Source organism: Stenotrophomonas sp. SORGH_AS_0321, from assembly GCF_031453215.1.
Taxonomy (GTDB): domain Bacteria; phylum Pseudomonadota; class Gammaproteobacteria; order Xanthomonadales; family Xanthomonadaceae; genus Stenotrophomonas; species Stenotrophomonas chelatiphaga.
In genome coordinates, this window is record NZ_JAVIZG010000001.1 from 3,205,757 (window position 1) to 3,228,178 (window position 22,422).

General features: G+C 67.6%; 17 protein-coding genes. 8 read left to right on the plus strand and 9 right to left on the minus strand.

Annotated elements, in window-relative coordinates; translation table 11 throughout:
• The first annotated feature begins 3 nt into the window (after positions 1-3).
• The 5 genes from ppk1 (at position 4) to lpxH (ending at position 6,605) form a co-directional block, all read left to right on the plus strand.
• Positions 4-2,091, plus strand: a complete 2,088-nt coding sequence (ppk1, locus tag QE373_RS14435) for a polyphosphate kinase 1 (RefSeq protein WP_309687747.1) — start codon at positions 4-6, stop codon at positions 2,089-2,091.
• A 70-nt stretch (positions 2,092-2,161) separates the two neighbouring features.
• Positions 2,162-3,685 carry an exopolyphosphatase gene (gene ppx, locus QE373_RS14440; RefSeq protein WP_057506991.1) on the plus strand — a complete coding sequence of 508 codons (1,524 nt, stop codon included), beginning with the start codon at positions 2,162-2,164 and terminating at the stop codon, positions 3,683-3,685.
• A 471-nt stretch (positions 3,686-4,156) separates the two neighbouring features.
• On the plus strand, positions 4,157-5,302 hold the full coding sequence (locus QE373_RS14445; RefSeq protein WP_309687750.1) for a glycosyltransferase family 1 protein: 1,146 nt from the start codon (positions 4,157-4,159) through the stop codon (positions 5,300-5,302).
• Positions 5,283-5,822: a phosphatase PAP2 family protein gene (locus QE373_RS14450; protein WP_309687752.1), complete on the plus strand. Its 540-nt coding sequence runs from the start codon at positions 5,283-5,285 to the stop codon at positions 5,820-5,822. Before QE373_RS14445 ends, QE373_RS14450 begins: the two co-directional genes overlap by 20 nt.
• Positions 5,823-5,867: 45 nt before the next feature.
• On the plus strand, positions 5,868-6,605 hold the full coding sequence (gene lpxH / locus QE373_RS14455) for a UDP-2,3-diacylglucosamine diphosphatase (protein WP_309687755.1): 738 nt from the start codon (positions 5,868-5,870) through the stop codon (positions 6,603-6,605).
• Positions 6,606-6,614: 9 nt separating this feature from the next.
• Here the strand turns inward: lpxH and QE373_RS14460 are convergent, their stop codons facing one another.
• Positions 6,615-7,727, minus strand: coding sequence for a M12 family metallo-peptidase (locus QE373_RS14460; protein ID WP_309687760.1), 1,113 nt, complete (start codon positions 7,725-7,727; stop codon positions 6,615-6,617).
• Between the two features lie 375 nt (positions 7,728-8,102).
• Here QE373_RS14460 and QE373_RS14465 point away from each other — a divergent pair, with 375 nt between their 5' ends.
• Both QE373_RS14465 and QE373_RS14470 read left to right on the plus strand, forming a co-directional pair.
• Positions 8,103-9,584 (plus strand): DUF2235 domain-containing protein, encoded by a 1,482-nt coding sequence (locus QE373_RS14465; RefSeq protein ID WP_309687762.1) that lies wholly within the window; start codon positions 8,103-8,105, stop codon positions 9,582-9,584.
• A gap of 289 nt (positions 9,585-9,873) precedes the next feature.
• Complete coding sequence (locus tag QE373_RS14470; protein ID WP_309687766.1) at positions 9,874-11,259, plus strand: insecticidal delta-endotoxin Cry8Ea1 family protein; 1,386 nt, start codon at positions 9,874-9,876, stop codon at positions 11,257-11,259.
• Between the two features lie 72 nt (positions 11,260-11,331).
• On the opposite strand, the gene QE373_RS14475 is transcribed toward QE373_RS14470, so the two are convergent.
• The 7 genes from QE373_RS14475 to QE373_RS14505 all read right to left on the minus strand — a co-directional run bounded on the left by QE373_RS14475 (position 11,332) and on the right by QE373_RS14505 (position 19,903).
• Positions 11,332-12,180: a ferritin-like domain-containing protein gene (locus QE373_RS14475; RefSeq protein ID WP_309687768.1), complete on the minus strand. Its 849-nt coding sequence runs from the start codon at positions 12,178-12,180 to the stop codon at positions 11,332-11,334.
• 2 nt (positions 12,181-12,182) lie between these two features.
• Positions 12,183-13,649 (minus strand): amidophosphoribosyltransferase, encoded by a 1,467-nt coding sequence (gene purF, locus QE373_RS14480; RefSeq protein ID WP_057507001.1) that lies wholly within the window; start codon positions 13,647-13,649, stop codon positions 12,183-12,185.
• Between the two features lie 69 nt (positions 13,650-13,718).
• On the minus strand, positions 13,719-14,480 hold the full coding sequence (locus QE373_RS14485; protein ID WP_309687771.1) for a CvpA family protein: 762 nt from the start codon (positions 14,478-14,480) through the stop codon (positions 13,719-13,721).
• A gap of 40 nt (positions 14,481-14,520) precedes the next feature.
• The gene (locus QE373_RS14490) at positions 14,521-15,555 is read right to left on the minus strand and encodes an SPOR domain-containing protein (protein ID WP_309687775.1); all 1,035 of its coding nucleotides are present in this window, start codon (positions 15,553-15,555) and stop codon (positions 14,521-14,523) included.
• A gap of 80 nt (positions 15,556-15,635) precedes the next feature.
• Positions 15,636-16,919 carry a bifunctional tetrahydrofolate synthase/dihydrofolate synthase gene (gene folC / locus QE373_RS14495; protein WP_309687777.1) on the minus strand — a complete coding sequence of 428 codons (1,284 nt, stop codon included), beginning with the start codon at positions 16,917-16,919 and terminating at the stop codon, positions 15,636-15,638.
• Between the two features lie 23 nt (positions 16,920-16,942).
• The gene (locus QE373_RS14500; RefSeq protein ID WP_057507005.1) at positions 16,943-17,584 is read right to left on the minus strand and encodes a histidine phosphatase family protein; all 642 of its coding nucleotides are present in this window, start codon (positions 17,582-17,584) and stop codon (positions 16,943-16,945) included.
• A gap of 156 nt (positions 17,585-17,740) precedes the next feature.
• A complete protein-coding gene (locus tag QE373_RS14505) occupies positions 17,741-19,903 on the minus strand; it encodes a S46 family peptidase (protein WP_309687782.1) in 2,163 nt (720 codons plus the stop codon).
• Between the two features lie 412 nt (positions 19,904-20,315).
• On the opposite strand from QE373_RS14505, the gene tdh reads away from it, so the two are divergent.
• Positions 20,316-21,350 (plus strand): L-threonine 3-dehydrogenase, encoded by a 1,035-nt coding sequence (gene tdh, locus QE373_RS14510; RefSeq protein ID WP_182657610.1) that lies wholly within the window; start codon positions 20,316-20,318, stop codon positions 21,348-21,350.
• Between the two features lie 197 nt (positions 21,351-21,547).
• Here tdh and QE373_RS14515 read toward each other — a convergent pair whose 3' ends face one another.
• A complete protein-coding gene (locus QE373_RS14515) occupies positions 21,548-22,240 on the minus strand; it encodes a TorF family putative porin (RefSeq protein ID WP_057507007.1) in 693 nt (230 codons plus the stop codon).
• Positions 22,241-22,422: the final 182 nt, after the last annotated feature.

Genomic DNA, 22,422 nt, shown 5'->3' on the forward strand with positions numbered 1-22,422 from the left:
GCCATGAGCAGCCTTGGATCCCTCCCCGCCGTGCCGCAGCCGGAATCCGATTCACTGCGGGATCCGGCGCTGTACATCAACCGCGAACTGTCCCAGCTGGACTTCAATTTCCGCGTGCTGGCACAGGCGCTGGATCCGCAGGTGCCGCTGCTGGAGCGCCTGCGCTTCATGTGCATTTCCTGCACCAACCTGGACGAGTTCTTCGAAATCCGCGCGGCGGCCGTGCGCCATGCACAGGAATTCGGGCTGCCACCGGCACCGGACGGCATGAGTCCGCAGGCGATCCTCACCGCCATCCACGACCGCGCTGCCGAGCTGGTGGACCAGCAGTACCGCTGCTGGAACGAGGTGCTGCGCCCGGCACTGCAGGAGGCGGGTATCGGCGTGCTCGGCCGGCATTCCTGGAACCACCGCCAGAAGCGCTGGCTGCGCGCCTACTTCCGCAACGAGATCATGCCGGTGTTGTCGCCGCTGGGCCTGGACCCGGTGCATCCGTTCCCGAAGATCCTCAACAAATCGCTGAACATCGTGGTGGTGCTGAAGGGCGTGGATGCGTTCGGTCGCAGTGGCCACCTGGCCATCGTGCGCGCACCGCGCTCGCTGCCACGCATCATCGAACTGCCCGAGTCGCTCGGCGAGGGCCGCAACTTCGTGTTCCTGTCCTCGATGCTGTCGGCGTTCGTCGACGAGCTGTTCCCGGGCATGGAAGTGGAAGGGGCCTACCAGTTCCGCGTCACCCGCAATTCCGAACTGGTGGTGGACGAGGAAGAAGTCGAGAACCTGGCGCTGGCCCTGCGCGACGAACTGGTCGACCGCGGCTACCGGCCCGCGGTGCGCCTGGAGATCGCCCAGGACACCCCGCGCGACATCGTGCGCACCCTGCTGCAGAACTTCGGCCTGACCGAAAACGCGGTGTATTACATCGATGGCCCGGTCAACCTCAACCGGGTCATCCAGCTGTACGACGTCCTCCCGCGCCCGGACCTGAAGTACCCACCGATGACCCCGCGCACGCTGCGCGATGGCGACGGCATCTTCGAAACCGTAGCCCGCCAGGACGTGCTGCTGCACCACCCCTTCGATGCCTTCACCGCGGTGTTGGACGTGATCAAGCAGGCGGCGATCGATCCGAACGTGCTGGCGATCAAGCAGACGCTGTACCGCACCGGCAAGGATTCGCTGATCGTGGAGGCGCTGATCCAGGCCGCCCGCAACGGCAAGGACGTGACCGTGGTGGTGGAGCTGCGCGCGCGCTTCGATGAAGAGGCCAACCTGGGCCTGGCCGATCGCCTGCAGGAAGCCGGCGTGCAGGTGGTGTACGGCGTGGTGGGCTTCAAGACCCACGCCAAGATGCTGCTGATCGTGCGCCGCGAAGGCCGCAAGCTGCGCCGCTACGTGCACCTGGGCACCGGCAATTACCACAGCGGCACCGCGCGCGCCTATACCGACATCAGCCTGATCACCGCCGATGCGGATATCGGCAACGACGTGCACCTGCTGTTCCAGCAGTTGTCCGGGCTGGCATCCAAGGCCAAGCTGAAGCACCTGCTGCAATCGCCGTTCACCCTGCACGCCGGGGTGCTCAAGCGCATCGAACGCGAGAAGGCGATCGCCGAATCCGGACGGCCGGCGCGCATCATCGCCAAGATGAACGCTCTCAACGAACCGCAGGTGGTGCGCGCGCTGTATGCCGCATCGCAGGCCGGCGTGCAGATCGACCTGATCGTGCGCGGCGCCTGCACGCTGCGTCCCGGCGTGCCGGGGGTGTCGGACAACATCCGCGTGCGCTCCATCGTCGGCCGCTTCCTGGAACACAGCCGCGTCTACTGGTTCGGCAATGCCGGCGCACCGGAACTGTACTGCGCCAGTGCGGACTGGCTGGAACGCAACCTGCTGCGCCGGGTGGAAACCGCGTTCCCGATCCTCGACCCGGCGCTGGCACGACGGGTGTACCGCGAAGTGCTGCAGAACTACCTGGACGACAACCTCAACGCCTGGGAGCTGCAGGCCGACGGCCGCTACGTGAAGCTGGCACCGGCGCATGACGAGGCCCCGCATTCGGCGCAGATGGGCTTGATGCAGGGCCTGTGAGCGCTGCCGGTCCGGCAACGTGAAGAAGGCGCGGTGACGAGCGGCACCCGCCTTCGGCTACCATTCGAGCATGCCGCACACATCGACTTCCCCGACCCTGCAAGATGGCGACCTGTTGGCCGCCATCGACATCGGCTCCAACAGTTTCCACATGGTCATCGCCCGCTACACGCTGGGGCAGCTGCGGGTGGTCGACCGCCTGCGCGAGACCGTGCGCATGGCCGATGGCCTGGATGGCAAAGGCGGCCTGTCCAGCGAGGCGCGACAACGCGCGCTGGAATGCCTGGCCCGCTTCGGCCAGCGCATCCGCGACGTGCCCTCGCACCGCGTGCGCGCCCTGGCCACCAACACCGTGCGCCAGCTGCGCTCGCCGCAGGCGTTCCTGATGCCGGCCGAAACCGCGCTGGGGCATGCCATCGAAGTGGTCAGCGGGCGCGAAGAGGCGCGCCTGATCTACCTGGGCGTGGCGCATGCGCAGCCACCCAAGGCAGACCAGCGCCGGCTGGTGATCGACATCGGCGGCGGCTCCACCGAGTTCATCATCGGCTCGGGCATGCAGACCCTGGAACGCGAAAGCCTGCAGGCCGGCTGCATCGCCAGCACCCGGCGCTTCTTCCCGGGTGGCAAGCTCAGCCGCAAGCGCTGGAAGGATGCGCTGGCCGAGATCGGCCGTGAATTCCAGCCGTTCGCCAGCAAGTACCGGGCGCTGGGCTGGGACGAGGCGCTGGGTTCTTCGGGCACCCACAAGGCGATCAGCGAGATCTGCGCGGCGATGAAGCTGAGCAAGGGCGCGATCACCGCCGAGGCCCTGCCGCAGCTGCGCGATGAACTGCTGAAGGCCAAGAAGATCGATGACATCGTGCTGCCCGGACTGGGCAGCGACCGCCGGCCGATCATCGCCGGTGGCGTGCTGGTGCTGGAAGCGGCCTTCCAGGCGCTCGGCCTGCAGAAGCTGCTGGTCAGCAAGGCGGCGATGCGCGAAGGCATCCTGTACGACATCGTCGGCCGTGCCGGCGAGAACGACCCGCGCGACGTCTCCGTGGCCGCCTTCACGGTGCGCTACGGCATCGATGTGCCGCAGGCCGACCGCGTGCAGGCCACCGCGCTGGCGCTGTTCGAGCAGGTGCAGCAGAGCTGGGCGCTGGATGCCGACGACCAGCGCATGCTGGCCTGGGCTGCGCGCCTGCACGAACTGGGGCTGATGATCGCGCACAGCGGTTACCACACCCATGGCAGTTACGTGCTGGAAAACTCGGACATCGCCGGGTTCTCGCGCCAGGAACAACAGATGCTGGCCGCACTGGTACGCACGCACCGCCGCAACGTGCCCAAGAGTGCGTTCGAGGCACTTCCCGAGCGCCTGGTGGTCCCGGCGCGCCGGTTGGCCGCGTTGCTGCGGCTGGCGGTGCTGGTCAACCGGGCGCACGAATCCACGCCGCTGCCGGTGCTGGAAATCACGGCGGAGGACGACCGGTTGTCGCTGATCGTGCCGCAGAATTTCATCGATCCCCGTCCGCTGCTGCGGGCCGACCTGATCGGCGAAGTGGACGGCATGACCGGCCTGGGATTGCAGTTCAAGCCGTTCGTGGCCTGATTCCGTAGCGCGGGCAACGTCAACGTCAACGTCAACAGCTGCAGGGCTGTCGTAGCGCCGAAGGCAGAGGCAGGAGCCGCTGCCAAGGTCGCTTGCGACGGCCCGTAGAGTGCCGGTCAGGACGAGCGGCATACCCATGGTCGGCGGATGGCGGAAATGCGGGCTGATTGATTCCGCCGGCCAGGGTCGGCGCTACCGCTTTTCGCCACCCACAGGCTCGCGGCCGCGGGAATCTGTCTGGAGTGGGGCGGGTGGATTGCAGGGGACCGTCGTGAGGCAGGAGCCGAACGCGAGCCTACAGGGACGTACTTGCGGCGTGTCCCCTGCAACCCACCCGCCCCACTCTGCCCTCAGCCCCGCTCTCCGCGGCACAGCTGAAAAATACTCACACACCCGGTCACGCGACGGTCGCAATCCGGTCATGCCCGGGACATGCCCGGCGACGAACATGCGTACAAACGGGAGAGTCCCATGCGCTACGCGATCGTCACCGAGACCTACCCTCCGGAAGTGAACGGCGTGGCCCTGACCGTGCAGGGGCTGGAGATGGGCCTGCGCCAGGCCGGACACGAGGTCGACCTGGTGCGACCGCGCCAGCACGCCGACCGCGACGCCGACCTGCTGGACGGCGCGCTGCTGGTCCCCGGTGCCGCCCTGCCTCGCTATCCCGGCCTGCGCTTCGGCCTGCCCGCACCGGTCCGGCTTGGCCGCCACTGGCAGGCACGACGCCCCGACGCGGTCTACATCGCAACCGAAGGCCCGCTGGGCTGGTCCGCCCTGCGCTGCGCGCGCCGGCTCGGCATCCCGGTCGCCACCGGCTTCCATACCCGCTTCGACGAATACCTGCCCGACTACGGCGTAGCCTGGCTGCAGGCCGCCGCGCTGCGCTGGATGCGCCGCTTCCACAACCAGGCCGATGCCACCCTGGTGCCCACCCGTGAGCTGCAGGATTTCCTCGCCGGCGAAGGCTTCGAACGGGTGCGGCTGCTGGCCCGCGCGGTGGACAGCCAGCAGTTCGATCCGGCCAAGCGCGATCCGGCGCTGCGCGAAGAATGGGGTATCGAGGGGAATGGTTTTGCCGCGATCTACGTCGGCCGCATCGCTGCGGAAAAGAACCTGGGGCTGGCGGTGAAGGCCTTCCGCCGGCTGCAGCAGCAGCGGCCCAAGGCTCGCTTCGTGCTGGTCGGCGACGGCCCGGCCCGCGAAAAACTGGCGCACGACAATCCTGATTTCCTGTTCTGCGGCGTGCAGCGCGGCGAAGCGCTGTCGCGCCATTTCGCCAGCGGCGACCTGTTCCTGTTCCCCAGCCGCAGCGAGACGTTCGGCAACGTGACCCTTGAAGCCATGGCCAGTGGCCTGGCCACGGTGGCCTTCGATTACGGCGCCGCACGCGAATACCTGCGCGATGGCGAGAATGGCGCGGCGGTGGATACCGATGACCAGTTCGTGGAGGCCGCGCTGCGCGTTGCCGGCGATGACACGCTGCGCGCCACGCTTGGCCAGCAGGCGGCGCGGGACATGAAGCGCCTGCATCCGCAGCAGGTGGTGGCCGAATTCGATGCCCTGCTGTCCGAACTTGCCCACGCCCGGAGGCTGCATGCGCACCACGCCGCTTGACCTGTTGATCGGCCGCGAAACCCGCTGGTGTCGCCGTGCCAACCTGTACTGCCGCCGCCGTCGCATCCGCTCACTGTTCGCGGTGATCAGCCGGCTGGGTGATGGCGTGTTCTGGTACGTGCTGATGGGTGCGCTGGTGCTGCTGGACGGCATGCAGGGGCTGCGCGCCAGTACCCACATGGCCGCCACGGGGCTGGCCGCGTTGCTGCTGTACAAGGGCCTGAAGCGCTGGACCCGGCGCCCGCGCCCGTGCAAGGCCGACCTGCGCATCCGCGCCTGGGTGGCCCCGCTGGACGAGTTCAGCTTTCCCTCCGGACACACCCTGCATGCGGTCTCGTTCACCGCCGTCGCCCTGTTCCATTACCCGTGGCTGGCGCCGCTGCTGGTGCCTTTCACGCTGGGCGTGGCGGCATCGCGCGTGGTGCTGGGCCTGCACTATCCCAGCGATGTCCTGGCCGCCACCGGCATCGCGCTGCTGCTGGCGTGGGCCAGCCTGAGCTGGCTGCCGCTGGCCGCGTGATCCCTGCAGGGAGCACGCATCGGATGTCTTGCCTACAATAGGCGCATGACCACGCTGTTCATTTCCGACCTGCACCTGGACGCGAGCCGTCCGGCCATTACCGATCTCTTCCTAGCCTTCCTGCGCAGCGAAGCGCTTGCGGCGGACGCGCTGTACATCCTGGGCGATCTGTTCGAAGCCTGGATCGGTGACGACACGCCTTCGCCTGCGGCCGATGCGGTGGCAGCGGCGCTGAAGGAGGTATCCGATGCCGGCGTGCCGGTGTACTTCATCCGCGGCAATCGCGACTTCCTGTTGGGCGAGCAGTACGCCGCCCGTGCCGGCATGCGCATCCTGCCCGATCCCAGCGTGATCGACCTGTACGGCACGCCGGTACTGCTGCAGCATGGCGACCTGCTGTGTACCGATGACATCCCTTACCAGCAGTTCCGCGCGCAGACCCGCGACCCCGCATTTCAGGCCCAGTTCCTGGCCCAGCCGCTGGCCGCGCGCATCGCGTTCGCGCAGAAGGCACGCGATGCCAGCCAGAGCCGCCAATCGGAAATGAAGCAGGGCGATCGCGCGCAGTTCGAAACCGTCACCGATGTCGCACCGGCCGAGGTGGAGGCGACCTTTGTCCGCTACGGCGTGGACACGATGATCCACGGCCATACCCATCGCCCCGCCGTGCATTCGCTGAAGGCAGGCGGCCAGGCCCGCACGCGCATCGTGCTGGGCGACTGGTATGAGCAGGGTTCGGTGCTGCGGTTCACTCCCGACGGGATGTCACTGCAGGCACTGTGATGCACCGGCTCAGCGGAAGCCGGCGATCATCGCGCGGGTGAGTTCCAGCACACGGCGGTTATCCGCTTCGTTGCGGTTGCCAGTGGCCTGGCCTTCGTATGACAGGTCCAGGCTGGACCAGTACGGAATGCGCCGGCAGCCGGTCGGGCAGTCGTAGGACATCACCGTGCGCCATCCCAGCGCTCGCGGCGGCTGGTACCAGTACCCGTGGCCGAAGGCGAACGGGACCCCTGCCGGATCACGTTTGATGTCGTGCCGGGCGCCTGCCAGATGGCCGATTTCGTGGGCAAGGACGTACTCCCCCGTGGCGCATTGCTCCAGCACGGCAATGAACGCACCGGCGGCGTCCGCTCCGATCTGGTCGGCGAGCCCGCAGGCAAACGCACGGTTCATCAGCAGCACCACGACATCGGCCGCGTGCTGGTCGCGCAACGCGTGGACCTCGTCCATGTGTCCGTCGCCAGGCGAGCGCAGGCGCCTCAGGTCCTGCTCCATGTTGCCGCTTTCCGCATAGGGCGTGACCGCGTACCCGGCCAGTTCCACATCCATGTCCACGCCGCTGCGCCGGTAGGTGAGGTTGGATTCGGCGATGGCCAGTTCGGCCAGTGCCCGCAGGTCGCCGGGGTAGCCGGCCACGGCGTCGGCCGTGGACACCACGAGCAGGCGGATCCTGCTGGTCGGTGCGATGGCCATCGGGCCGGCGGTGTCTACCTGCAGGGGCCCGAGCGGGATGTCGCCCGGTGGATGCATCGGCAACCGATGGGCGACCCCAGGCAGGGTCTGGTGCTGGCCGCCACCGAACGGAACGATGCGCAGAACCTGCTCACCCACGCGCACGACCGCGGTCACCCCCGCCGCAGAGCGGACCAGGCTGATCGCTCCTGCGGCACGCTGGCCGGCGACGCCCCAGCTGCCGGTCCACGCCACATCGCCGGTGGGCAGCGCGCGGGCGTGTTCACGCCGCACCTGGACCGGTTGGCCATCGACGTCGATCGTCAACGCTGGTGTATCGGCCTGCAGCGCGGAGGCCTCGGCGTCGTGCAGTTCCAGCAGCGGGGGAGCGGCAGAGGCCAGGGCGCCTCCGGCAAGCAGCAGGCCGGGCAGAAGAAGGGAGTGCAACATGATGATCTCCAGTGAGCATGATCCAGCGCCCCACGCCAGGCGCTGCGGACATCGGCTTGCGTGCATGCATTACGCGTCCATCCAGGACCCGGTTCCATCAGGAAATGCCGTCGTTGCCCCGCCCGCAGAACCGGACCGAACGTGGAGCGGGCACTGCCGCGCGCCACGCCCGAAGACGTGGCGCGGGGGCACACCCGTTGCACCCAGGCCGCAGCAAGGTCAGCGGAAGCCGGCGACCACGTGCTTGCGCTGCACCAGCACCCGCTGGTTGTCCGCCGTGGCATTACAGACGTGTCCTCGTGGGCGCTACCACGGGCCTGCCCGGGTTCCCTTGGACCCGGCGCCGCGCTACTGTCCGTCCACGGGAGGGCGCTCATGAGCTCAGTGCGGGGGGACGGCAGCACACGCGATGACGGTCTGCTGCGGATCGGCCTGTTCTTCGACGGCACGCGCAACAACGCGCTGAACCTGGCGCGCGGGCGCGCTGCCGGCACCGACCGCAACGCGCCGGCGCAGCCGCTGGCGCCGGTATGGCAGGCCGGCGATGCCTCGCCGTACCACAGCCGCATCACCAGCAGCTTCAGCAACGGGCTGACCAACGTGGCGCGGCTGCATGCGCTGTACCCCGACGGTCGCATGGCCGGCGCGGCCACCCCGTCGGTGGCCATCTATACCGAAGGCACCGGAACCCGTGACGGCCAGGCCGACGACCTGATCGGGCTTGCGTTCGGCGTGGGCGCCAGCGGCGTTCGCGCGAAGATCAACCGGGCGCTGCAGGACCAGCTTCCCGCCGCGCTGGCGCAGCTCGCACGGCACTGGCCGCAGCCGCTGCGCGGCGTCCGGGTGGATCTGTTCGGGTTCTCGCGCGGTGCCGCGGCGGCACGCGATGCCGCCAACCAGATCGACGCGTGGGGATCACCGCACTGGCAGGGACTGCTGCGCGAAGCCGGCCTGCACGTGGACGCTGCGTTCGCCCTGCCGCGCCCGGTGATCGGTTTCATCGGGCTGTTCGATACCGTGGTGGCGATCAAGGGCGGGCGCGCTGAACAACCGCTGCGCCTGCACCTGCCCGCGGGCATTGCCGGCAAGGTGCTGCAGCTGAGCGCACGCGACGAACATCGCGAGCACTTCGCCCTGACCACGGTGGCACCGGACCACGAAGAGATCCGGCTGCCCGGCGTGCATGCCAACATCGGCGGCGGTTATGACCAGACCGAAGAAGGCCCCAAGCTGCTGACCCGGCCACGCAGTGCGCAGCTGCGACGGCATGGGCTGGCCGAGTTCGCCGTCCCGTCGCGGGACGGGCTGCATCGCACCGAAAGCCACCAGCGCGCGCTGGCCGACGCCGTTCGCTGGCAGCAGCAACTGGGGCTGGATGCCACTGCGGTATGGGTGGACACGTGGCACCAGTGGGTGCGCCAGCGCCAGGCCGGAAGCCCCAGCGTGCTGCCCACGCCCACCTTGTTCGTCTATTCGGCGGTGGTGCTGAAGCGCCCGATCGACTGGCGTTACCAGCTCATCGCGCTGCGCCTGATGCATGCGCGCGCCGAAGAGGCGGGCGTGCGCTGGACCGATGCGTCCGATGCCTCGCTCGATGCCGGGTTGCCGGCCGACCTGCGCGGCATCGCCACCGCATTGATGGCCGGCCAGACGCTGGATGACGCGCAGGAGCGGCTGCTCAGGCAGCGTTACCTGATGCAGTCGGCGCACTGGAATTTCGACGCGCTGGGGGATACCGCGCTGACCTACGCCGCCGATGCCGGGGTCAGCGAGCTGCCGTATCGCCCGGGCCCCGGATTGTTCTACATCAACCGCCCCACCGCCGACGGCCAGCGGGTGGTGCTGCGCAACGCGTAAGCAGGGCTGCATCGGCCCGTGTCGTGTCCGGCTCGATACAGGGCAGTGAAACGCCACTGCGTCACTTTTGAGGGGGGTAAGCCAACAAGGTCGCGGCAGGTCCGGATTCCGCTCAGTACGTGCTGTCGCAGACGACGTGAAGGGATACTTACGCCCACATCCGTCGTGATCAGCCATCTCCTTAGACAGACCCACGGCGACAGCAGCTCCTCCATCAGCTGATCCCATTGGTCTGACGCAGTTCCCTCATGCTCGACTGACCCCTCATCCACACATGCGGGATCCCCAGATGATCATCACCTGTTCAAGGCGCAGCTTGCTCGTCGGCTCAGTCATCACGACCGTCGGCTCTCTTCTTCCTTCACACTTCGCACTCGCTGCGCCGCTCACTGCCAGCGGCGCGCCGGATGCATCGGATCCTGAGTTCTGGTACGGCGCATTCCGCAAGCTCACGTTGTCTGGGCTGGATGCAATTCCGGGGCTTGGCGGCATTCTGTCCGGGTTTGGCTCGTTCCTGCTGCCGCTGTCGCTCTCCGATCCGGAGGATGCGCGCTGGAGACGCTTCGTGGATGCGATCAACAAGATCACGGATGAGAAGATCGACACAGCGATCTACAATTCGGTCAGCGCTCACTTGTCAGGTATCACCAGACAGCTGCGCATCTACAAAGGGGCGCTGGAATCCGGCGACCAGGCACACATGCGTTCGGTCGAGGACGCCATGAACGTGTACATGCAAGGCATACTGCCGCAGTTCATGGAGCAGGGCCCGCGATATCGCCTCCTGCCCTTGTTTGCGCCTGCAGCCAACATCCATCTGGGCCTTCTTCGCCAGGCGGCGCAGCGAGCCCGCCGCAATGGTGAGACCCCGGTCGCCGACGACTACGCCCAGCAGCTTGACGAGTGCATTGAGGCCTACGGTCATCATTACGACACGGTGCTGGATGACCAATTGCCAAAGGAAATCAGCCGCCATCCGCACGACCATGACAGGAATCGCAGCCAGCCATGGGCCGCCGTACTCGCGTGGAAATCAAGACAGCAGCTTTGCCATGGGGATATGCGCAGCTGCTGGCCGTCTTTCAGCGAGCGGCGCTACCCCGACGCGGTGAGGCCCCGCCTGGATCGCGAAATCTTCACGCCGCTGTTTGGCTCCTACTACGACTGCAAGCGGCCTTTCCCAGACTTCCTGCCGTCGCACAACGCCCCGAAGGGGCCCATCACTACGGTGCGGATCGGGGGCTACAACTTCGTGGACGGCATGGAGCTGAATTACTTCCCGTCGCATGGCCCGGATGACACGAGCTCCACCGTCATCGGCGGAGAAGGGGGCGAATGGATCAGCATCAACGATGTGGGCGCCCGCAAGCACATCACCGCCATTGAAGTGGGCAGCGGCTATGCTGTCAACCAGATCCGGTTGACCTTCGGCGATGGCAGCCAGTCTGCGTGGGTCGGGGGGGGACGGCCGAGCGATCCGGCCACCCTCCATGCGTTTGATGGGCACCGCCTGTCGAGCGTGATGGGCTTTGGAACCGCAGCCGGCTATGGCGGCGTACTGTCAGGCTGCGTGTTCGGTTTCCAACTGCTGGAGATGCAGGCATCTCACGCACTGGGTGCACCCGTGCGACAGCACATTGAGTCCGTATGGCCGCAGGCACTTGCCAGGGGGTAAAAACCTGGAGGAGCCAACGCGGGCACGTATAGTGCCCCACGGCCGAGCTATCGGGCTGCGCCGCGGCGTCGTCTATCGGCGGTCCTGCTCGATCAGCTCGGCCAGTTCATCGGCATCGAATCCGGCCAGCAGGCGCGCTTCGATGTTGAACGGGCCGTGCAGGTAACCACCGGCGTATTCGACCAGCAGTTGCCGGAAGCGGGCGCGCGGCTCCACCCCGGCACGTTCGCAGTACCAGCGGTACCAGCGGGTACCTGCCGCTACGTGGGCGACTTCTTCGCGCAGGATGATCTCCAGCACGTCGGCGGTCTCATCGTCGCCGCAGCCCCGCAGTTTGGCGATCAGCCCCGGGGTGACATCCAGGCCACGTGCTTCCAGTACCCGCGGCACCAGCGCCATGCGCGCCAGTCCGTCGTGGGCGGTCTTTTCGCACATCTCCCACAGCCCGTTGTGGGCGGGGAAATCGGCATAGTCGTGGCCATGCGCCTGCAGCCGTTCGCGCAGCAGCATGAAATGCCGCGACTCGTCGTCGGCGCAGCTGACCCAGTCCGACAGGTAGGCGGCCGGCAGGCCACGGAAGCGGTACACCGCATCCCACGCCAGGTCGATCGCGTTGAGTTCGATATGCGCGATGGCATGGATGAAACGCGCGCGCCCTTCCGCACCGCCGAGCTTGCGGCGTGGCACGTCACGCGGGTGCACCTGCTGCAGGGTGGCCGGACGCCCGGGCATGCGGATCGGCTCGGGTGCCGGTGCATCGGCCGGCAGCTTCAGCCGGCCGGCACGGAATGCAGCGGCATGGGCCTGGGTCAGGGCCACCTTGCGCAGCGGGTCGGCCTCGGCCAGGCACTGCTGCGCTGCGCGCAGCAGGTCACCGGCGACGTCAGCGCAATCGACGTCGCATGGAGCCGTGGCACTCACGATCAGGCGCGGCGCTTGTGCTTGGCGTCGTCCGAACGCAGCTGCTGGATGCGTTCGAAGTAGCCCGGCTCGATGCCGGTCGGGTAATGCCCGTTGAAGCAGGAGGAATCGAAGTTCTGCAGCGCCGGGTTGCCTTCGCGCACCGCCGCTTCCATGTCTTCGATGTCCTGGTAGATCAGCCAGTCACAGCCGAGGTGGGCTTCGATCTCTTCCACGCTGCGGTTGTGCGCGACCAGCTCTTCGGCGGCCGGCATGTCGATGCCGTAGATGTTCGGGTAGCGCACCGGCGGCGCCGCGCTGGCCAGGTAGACCTTGCGTGCACCGGCGTCGCGCGCCATCTGCACGATCTGCTGGCTGGTGGTGCCGCGCACGATCGAGTCATCCACCAGCAGCACCACCCGGTTGCGGAACTCCAGGTGGATCGGGTTGAGCTTGCGGCGCACGGATTTCACCCGCTCGCCCTGCCCCGGCATGATGAAGGTACGACCGATGTAACGGTTCTTGATGAAGCCTTCGCGGTACTTCACCCCGAGCGTGTTGGAGATCTCCAGCGCGGCATCGCGCGAGGTGTCCGGGATCGGGATGATGGTGTCGATGTCGTGGTCCGGGCGCAGGCGCAGGATCTTCTCGCCCAGCTTGATGCCCATGCGCATGCGCGCCTTGTGCACCGACACGTTGTCGATCATCGAATCGGGGCGCGCGAAGTACACGTATTCGAAGATGCACGGGGTGTGTTCGGCCGGCTCGGAGCAGATTTCCGAGAACAGTTCGCCCCGCGCGGTGATCACCAGCGCTTCGCCCGGCTGCACGTCGCGGATGCGCTGGAAGCCCAGCACGTCCAGCGCGGCCGATTCGGAGGCGACGATGTATTCATCGCCTTCGGCGTGGCTGCGCTTGCCCAGCACCAGCGGACGGATGCCGTGCGGATCGCGGAAGGCCACCAGGCCCAGGCCGAGCACCACGCTGACCACCGCATAGCCGCCCTTGCAGCGACGGTGCACGTGGGAAACCGCGCGGATCGCCGCTTCGGGGGTGAGCTGCTTCTGTGCATCCAGTTCGTAGGCGAACACGTTCAGCAATACTTCGCTGTCCGAATCGGTGTTGACGTTGCGGCGATCCTGTTCGAATACCTGGCGACGCAGGTCTTCGGTGTTGATCAGGTTGCCGTTGTGCGCCAGCGCGATGCCGTAAGGCGAGTTGACGTAGAACGGCTGCGCCTCGTCCATGCCTTCCGAACCGGCGGTCGGGTAGCGCACGTGGGCGATGCCCACGCGACCTTCCAGCGTGGACATGGTGCGCGCGTCGAACACGTCGCGGACCAGGCCGTTGGCCTTCTGCACGCGAAGGCGGGTGCCGTCGACGGTGGCGATGCCCGCCGCGTCCTGGCCACGATGCTGGAGGACGGTCAGGCCGTCATAGAGCTGCCCGGCGACGTTCTGGTTGCCGACGATTCCGACGATGCCACACATGTTGCGTTATCTCCGCTGGGCTGTGCCCATCTACAGGGATGTTGGCCGTGCCTGGCCGGGGGAGCCGCCTTACGGGACAGCGGCAGGATCTGGACGCTCGGGCGCCGACTCGATGTTCGCGGGCAGTGCCGGGGCGTTTGCGGACTCGCTCGCCGCGCCCCTGGCCGGGTCCACGTTACGCGGCCATCCGCGTCCCGCCACCACCTCGCCGAGGACACCATTATCGCCTGTCGCGGTCGGCTTTCCCAACAGGCTTTCTGCAAATGGGGACGAACCGTTGGACGGCAAGGGCAAGCCGGCCGGCACCAGCCCATCCAGCGACGACGGCAGGCCCTTGGGCACCATCCGTTCGATCTGCTGCATCGGCCGTGAAACGTCCGGCAGCTGGGCGTCCATCCACCCGACCACCGGCTGCAGTGCCGCACGCAGGTGGGACTGCTGCCACGCCGGTTCGGCGGTGAGCGGGGTGAAGGTCGCCATCAACAGCAGCACCGCACTGATGAAGCCGCCGCGCACCAGGCCCAGCGCGCCGCCGAGCATGCGGTCGGCACCGCCCAGCAGCGCCATGCGCAGGCCGGCGCGGACCAGCATGCCGAGCACGGTGACGGCGATCAGCACGGCCAGGAATACCGTCACATAGCCGCCTACCAGGTGTCCGTTGCCTGGCTGCGCCGGCGCTGACCACAGATGGGCCACGTCGTTGCCGAACAGGAAGGCGGCCCAGCCGGCGAGCAGCCAGGACAGCGTGCCGACCACGATGCCGACGAAGCCCCGCACGAACCCCAGCAGGGTCGAGAGGGCGATCACGCAGGCCAGCACGATGTCGATCATGCGGGCGGGTTCCCTTGGGCGTCTTGGCCGGGAGTGGGCATCAGGGGTGCGGTCTGACCATGCCGGCCACGCCGACGCGGGCGGCGACCTGCGCCTTCAGCTGGTCGGCCTCGGCGCGGTTGGCGACCGGCCCGACACGGACCCGGCTCAGCACGCCCTTGTCGGTACGGACCTGGTCGACGAAGGCGCTGAAACCGGCGGCGCGCACTTTGTCGCGCAGCGCGTTGGCATCAGCGGCCTGGCCGAACGCACCCAGCTGCACGGCGAAACCGACGCCGCTGGCGGCCGGTGCGGCCGGTGCCTTCACTTCAGGCTTCACTTCGGGCTTGGCGGCCGGGGCCGGGGCCGGCGTTGCCGGCTTGGCCGCCACCGCCTTGGTTTCCGCAGCTGCAGCCGGGGCCGGGGTCGGCTTCGGTTCGGGCTTCGGCGCCGGCGGCGCGGTCGCCGGCGTGGCAGCGGCGCTTTCCGGCAGCGCCTGGGTCTGCACCGGGTTGCCGCCCAGCGGCGTGGTGGTGGCCGCCGGTGCCTGCGCGGTCGCGGCGGCGCCCTCGGCATTGGCGTCCAGGGTCACCACTTCGGCGCGCACGTCGCTGCGGATCTTCACGGCCTGCAGGCGCGCCGATTCGGCCTGGGCGCGGTCGACGAAGGGACCGACGCGGACGCGCCAGGCCTGCCTGCCGTTGATCGTGGCGGTTTCACTGAAGCCGGGCAGCTGCGCGCCCTTCAGGTGCGCGATCACCGCATCGGCGTCGGCCTTGCTGGCGTAGGCACCGAAGCTGACCGCGAAGTTGCCGGCGGCCACGGCCGGGCCGGTATCCACCGTGGCGGCGGCAGTGGCGGCAGGTTCCTGCAGCGGCGCGGCACCGCGCAGGCCACTGTCGCCCCCCGCGGGAGCGGCCAGCGGCAGTTCGCGTGTTTCGAACTGGGCATTGGCCGGCGCGCCGGGTACTTCCAGCGGCACGCTGTCGGCGCTGCTGTTGCGGGCAGGGCCGGTCACCAGCATCGGCAGGAAGATCACGGCAAGGGCCACCAGGACGATGGCACCGATCAGACGCTGTTTCAGGGACGTATCCACGGATGGCAGGCAACAGGTGGGAACTGCCGATGATTATACGGTCCCGCCGTGATGCAGCGTCGGCAACGGCTGAACGGTGATCAGGCGGCGGTCTTCAACCAGGCCAGCGCGTCGGCCGCGGTATGGAACGAACCGAACACCAGCACCCGGTCGCCCGGCCCTGCCTGGGCCAGCACCTGGGCCAGCGCGTCGGCCACCGAATCGGCGCGGGCGGCGTCGGCGGCAACGGTGCCGGCCAGGCGGCCGGCCAGCGCCGCGGCATCCTGGCCGCGCGGGCCTTCCAGCCCGGCCACGGTCCATGCGCTGACGACCTCGCCCAGCGCCTGCACGACCCCCACCGCGTCCTTGTCCTGCAGCGCCGCATACACCGCCAGGGTACGCCCGCTGACCGGCTCGGCCTGCAGCGCGCGGGCCAGCGCGGTGGCCGCCTGCGGGTTGTGGCCCACATCCACCAGCACGCTGACGCCATCACGTTGCAGGCGCTGCAGCCGTCCGGCGATCTGCGCGGCGGCAACGCCTTCGGCGTACGCGCTGCGCGGCAGCGAGCGACCGGGCGGCAGCTCCAGCGAGCGCAGCGCGGCAATCGCTGCACCGGCATTGGCCAGCTGCACCGGTCCCGCCAGCGACGGCATCGGCAACTCCAGGCGCACGGCGACATCGCGCCAGGCCCAGGTCTGCGCATCCAGTGGTTCATTGAAGTAATCACTGCCGGCGCGGATCGCGTTGGCGCCGATCAGGTAGGCCCGCCGCAGCACGCTGGACGGCGGATCGATCTCGCCCAGCACCGCCGGCTTCCAGCCACGCAGGATGCCGGCCTTTTCGCGGCCGATGCTTTCGCGGTCATCGCCCAGCCAGTCGGCATGATCGATGTCCACGGTGGTGATGACAGCCACGTCGGCGTCGATCAGGTTCACCGCATCCAGGCGGCCACCCAGCCCGACTTCCAGCACCGCCAGGTCCAGTCCGGCCTGCGTGAACAGGTACAGGGCCGCCAGCGTGCCGTATTCGAAGTAGGTCAGCGTGGTCTCGCCACGCGCGGCTTCGACCGCGCTGAAGGCCGCGACCAACGCGTCATCGCTGGCCTCTTCGCCATTGATGCGCACGCGTTCGTTGTAACGCAGCAGGTGCGGCGAGGTATAGGCGCCGACCTTCCAGCCGGCCGCGCGCGCGATCGCTTCGACGAAGGCCACCGTGGAGCCCTTGCCGTTGGTGCCGCCCACCGTGATGGTGCGCTGCGCGGGCACGCCCAGCTGCAGGGCGCTGGCAACGGTGCGCACGCGCTCCAGTCCCATGTCGATGGTGGCCGGGTGCTGGCGTTCAATGAAGACGAGCCAGTCGCTGAGCGTAGTGGGCAGTGCAGTCACGGTGGGACGTCCAATCGTTTCGGTTACAGGGCGCGGTGCTTGGCTTCGCCGAAGAACGGCGTGTGGTGGGCGCAGTCGTTCATGCGCACCACTTCCAGTTGTTCGATGTCCGGGCCTTCCAGCAGGTTCAGCGTGGTCGGTGCCTGGCGGAAGCTCCACAGGCGGCTGATCGGCAGGCCGAGGATCCGGCACAGGATGACCCGGTTGACCGCATCGTGGGCGACCACCAGCAGGGTGTCGTCCTCGCCGAGGCCTTCGGCGGCACGCGCCAGGCCCCGCCAGCTGCGGTCAAGCACCAGGCGCAGCGATTCGCCGCCCGGCATCAGCACGGTATCCGGTTCTTCGCGCCACGCGCGCAGGCGCGACGGGTCTTTTTCATGGATCTCGCTGGCCAGCAGGCCTTCCCACTCGCCGTGGGCGATTTCCTGCAGCTCCGGTTCGGTCAGCAGCATGTCGGCGCGGGCTCCCAGTGCGAGCTGGGCCGTGCGCTGTGCACGCGACAGCGGCGAGGCCACCGCCCGGGTGATGTCCACGGATTTCAAGCGCTCGCCAAGCGCCTGCGCCTGGGCTTCGCCGATCGGCGACAACGGGATATCGATCTGGCCCTGATAACGGCCTTCGGCGTTCCACGGCGTTTCGCCATGACGGGCAAGCAGGATGCGCATGCGGGGTACGGGTCCTTGGGGGGAGGAGGTCCGGCGTTTCGTTCACGTCCTGTGAAACCGCGCCGGAGCGCCATCATAACCGCTCCGCCTGAAGCCCTGCCGTGCGGAACGCCACGGCCACGGGGCCAGATCCAGCGGACCTGGCCCCGCGCCCGGTTACTGCGACAGGTTCAGTTCTTTCAGCAGCTGCGGTGCCGGCGCCACTTCCTGCATGATCCACTGCATGTAGCGGCTGTCCACGGCGATCATGCGGGTCATCACCGGGTCGAACACCCAGTTGGAGCTGACCGACTCCCAGTTGCCATCGAAGGCCAGGCCGACCAGCTTGCCGTGCGCGTCCAGCACCGGCGAGCCGGAATTGCCGCCGGTGATGTCCAGGTTGGACAGGAAGTTGACCGGCACCGAGCCGATGCGCTTGTCTTCCAGGCCGCCATAACGCTTGGCCTTGACCGCATCGAGCAGCGCCTTGGGCGAATCGAACGGGTCTTCGCCGGTTTCCTTGGCGGCGACGCCTTCCAGCGTGGTGAACGGGGTGAAGTTCACGCCGTCCTTGCCGTAGCCCATGACATTGCCGAAGGTGATGCGCAGCGACAGGTTGGCGTCGGGATAGACGAACCCGCCCTGGCTCTTCTTGTAGTCGGCCACGGCCTGCAGGTACAGCGGACGCGCGCTGAGCGATTCGCCTTCGCGGATCTTCTTCTGTTCTTCCTGCTTCAGCAGCGCCGGCATCACCGCCACCGCGTACTGGATGGCCGGATCGGTGCTGGCTTCGAACGCGGCGCGGTCGGCGCTGAGCCACTTCAGGCGCTCGTCCAGGCTGCCCAGCCGGGTGTTGCCCAGTTTGTTGACCAGTGCCTTGACCGCGTTGGCATCGCTGCCGGCCAGCCATTGGTTCAGCACCGCGTTGTCGCGCTGCGCGGCCGGCAGGGCCACGTACTGGTCCAGCCAGTACTGCTGCAGCTGCTGGTCCATCTTCGCCACGTAACGGCGGTCCATCTGGCGCACGCCACCTTCGATGGTCGGCAGGTCGCGCTGCTGGTAGCCGACTTCGCGCTCGGCGTCCGGCTTGCTGCGCTCGATCGCCGTGCGGTACAGGGTGATCGCCGAACCCACCGCCGAGGTGCTGTTGAACTGGTTGACGAACAGGTCGCGCTCGCGCGTGGACTTGCTGGTATCCAGGTGCTTGAGCAGCTGCGCATGCGCGGCCAGCGCCGGCTTGCCGGCCGTGCCCTGCTGCTTCAACCAGGCCAGGACCTGGGCCTCTTCAGCCTGCTTCTGGCCGGCCGCGTCGATCCGCTTGAAGCCTTCCAGCTGGCCGGCGTAGTTCTTGGCGACGTTGTTCATGCTGGCCGCGGTGGCGGCGTACTTCACCTTCACGTCGGCGTCGGCCTTGCCGGCATCTTCGATCAGTTTCAGCACCGCGTTGTAGTGGCGGGCGATGGTCGGATAGGTCCAGTCAGCGGTTTCGTTGAACTCGCCGGCCAGTGCGTAGCGGTTGGTGCGGCCCGGGTAGCCGGCCACCATCACGAAGTCGTCGGCGCCCAGCGGCTGGTCGGCGAACTTCAGGAAATGCTTGGGCTGGTAGGGCACGTTGTCGGCGGCGAAGGCGGCCGGCTTGCCGTCCTTGCCGACGTAGGCGCGGTAGAAGGAGAAGTCGCCGGTGTGGCGCGGCCACATCCAGTTGTCGATGTCGCCACCGAACTTGCCGACGCTGCCCGGGGGCGCGTAGACCAGGCGCACGTCCTTGATTTCCAGGTTGCGGAACAGGCGGTAGGTGTTGCCACCGGAGAAGCTGTACAGGCGGCAGCGGAAGCCGGCGTCGGCTTCGCAGGCGGCGACCTGGGACTTGTCGAAGGCATCCAGCGCGCGGGTGCGGGCCAGCGGGTCATTGCCGGCCGCGGCGATGGCGGCCTTGGCCTGGGTGGTCACGTCGGTGATCTGGTCGAGCACGTACACGCGGGCGTTGGGGCCGGCGCTGAGTTCGTCGCTGGTCTTCGGGGCGTTGAAGCCGTCCTTGATCAGGTTCTTTTCGGCGGTCGAGTTCAGCTGGATGGCGCCGTAGGCGCAGTGGTGGTTGGTGACCACCAGGCCCTGCGGGGACACGAAGCTGGCGGTGCAGCCGCCCAGCGCGACCACCGCGCCCATCGGGTCGCCGGTCAGGTCGGCCAGCTGCTCGGCCGACAGTTTCAGGCCGGCCTTCTGCAGCGGACCGGCGATTTCCGGCAGCTGCTGCGGCACCCACATGCCTTCTGCGGCATGGGCGACCTGGACCAGGCCAAGGCTGGCGACGATGGAGAAAGCAAGCACGTTCGAGCGCATGAAGCGGCCCTTGGGTAATGGAACCGTCGATTCTAGCCCGCCGCCCGGCTTCGGCAGGATGCCCGGAGGTCATGGGTCGCCCTGCCTGCGGGCTGGCGGGGCATCAGGGTCAGAAGCCGGGGCTGCGTCGTGCTGGCGGGGCGTCAAGGTCAAAAGCCTGGGCTGCGTGCTGGCGCGGCGGGGTGGCTGTGCAGGACACGCCGTTAACCCGTCCATGGGGGCTCGCTTTTCGCATCCATGCGAAAAGACGGTCCTGCACAGCCATCCCGCCCCGCCTTCGACAGGTGACGGTGGCCTGGGTTGCGACGGCCATGTTTGGCGGATTTGCGTCGGACGGCCCGCGCTGCAACATGGCGCGGGCGCCGGCGGCTTTATAATCCGCGCCATCTTTCCCCCTGTGAGTTCCACCGAGATGGCACAAACGATGAAGGCGCTGGTCAAGCGCGAAGCCGCCAAGGGCATCTGGCTGGAAGAAGTGCCGGTGCCGGTGCCGGGTCCCAACGAGGTCCTGATCAAGCTGGAAAAGACCGCCATCTGCGGGACGGACCTGCATATCTACCTGTGGGACGAATGGAGCCAGCGCACCATCAAGCCCGGCCTGACCATCGGCCATGAGTTCGTCGGCCGAGTTGCTGCGCTCGGCAGTGCGGTCACCGGCTATGAGGTCGGCCAGCGCGTTTCGGCCGAAGGCCACATCGTCTGCGGCCACTGCCGCAACTGCCGGGGCGGTCGCCAGCACCTGTGCCCGAACACCGTCGGCATCGGCGTCAACGTGAACGGCGCCTTCGCCGAATACATGGTGATGCCGGCCACCAACCTGTGGCCGATCCCGGACCAGATCCCGTCCGAGCTGGCCGCCTTCTTCGATCCCTACGGCAACGCCGCGCACTGCGCGCTGGAGTTCAACGTGATCGGCGAGGACGTGTTGATCACCGGCGCCGGCCCGATCGGCATCATCGCCGCCGGCATCTGCAAGCACATCGGCGCGCGCAACGTGGTGGTCACCGACGTCAACGATTTCCGCCTGAAGCTGGCTGCCGACATGGGCGCCACGCGCGTGGTGAACGTGGCCAACCAGTCGCTGAAGGACGTGATGAAGGAACTGCACATGGAGGGCTTCGACGTGGGCCTGGAAATGAGCGGCAACCCGCGTGCGTTCAACGACATGCTGGACTGCATGTACCACGGCGGCAAGATCGCCATGCTCGGCATCATGCCGCGGGGCGCTGGCTGCGACTGGGACAAGATCATCTTCAAGGGCCTGACCGTGCAGGGCATCTACGGCCGCAAGATGTACGAGACCTGGTACAAGATGACCCAGCTGGTGCTGTCCGGCTTCCCGCTCGGCAAGGTGATGACCCACCAGCTGCCGATCGATGACTTCCAGAAGGGCTTTGACCTGATGGAAGAAGGCAAGGCCGGCAAGGTGGTGCTGAGCTGGAACTGATTCGTCGTGCCTTCGGCACGCCGGATCAGTCCGCGCATGTTTCCTTGTCCCCGCGCCTGTCGGCGCGCGCCCTTGAACATCAAGGGGGCTCCACTCCAGCGGGAACATAGGTACAGCAATTGAAGAAGGCGCCCGCAAGGGCGCCTTCTTCGTGGTGAACCAGCTGCGATCCAGCTGCGCCTGAGCGCGCAGCCTGCTTACTTGCCGACGCCGACGGTGAACACCACGCGGTTGTCGGCCAGGTAGCCGTTGTTGTCACGGCCGGCGCCATCGGTGCCGTGGAAGCCCAGGCCGAGGTTGAACAGGCCGAACTGACGGCTGACGCCGATGTTGAAATCGGTGTAGTCCTTGCCGAAATCGGTCTCAAGCGAGGTACGTCCGACGTTGGCCGCCAGGGTGAACTCCTGCGGCAGCGCCCATTCCCCCCCGACGGCGTAATACCAGCTCTTGGTATCCGAACCGGACAGGTCGTTGGTGTAGGCCACGGTGAGCTTGTACTGCTCGGCGAAGGTGGTGGTGGTGATCAGCTCGTTGTAGTTGAGCTCGCTGGCACCGGGGTAGGTATAGCGGTTGAACAGCACGTCGAAGTTGACGTTGTCGGTGACGTCGAAGCCGTAACCGATCAGGAAGTCCACTTCGGTGCTCGGGTCGCCCGGCCCGAAGTCCACGCCCGACCCCCACACACCGGCATACAGGCCAACCGGGCTGGTGTAGGTGAAGCCGGCCTGCAGGGTCGGGTCTTCGTCGGTCTGCGACACGCCACGGAAGACGTAATCGGACACGGCGGTGACGTTCCAGCTGTAGGGCGACTCCGCTTCCTGCGCGCTGGCGGCGAACGAGGCGAGGGACAGGACAGCAGCAGCGGCAAGACAACGGACGGCGTGCTTCATGGGCGTCTCCGAAGGGGCAATGGCGGGGGAGGAGGGACATGGGGCGTGGCGCTGACCGGCTGCACGAATCCATCCGGTTCACGGTTTTTTAACCTGTTTGATATTGCAACGCAACACGTTCGTGCTCCCTGCCCCGCCGCCCTTCCGTGGCCGGGGCAGGTAAAATCCTCGTTTTCCCGTGT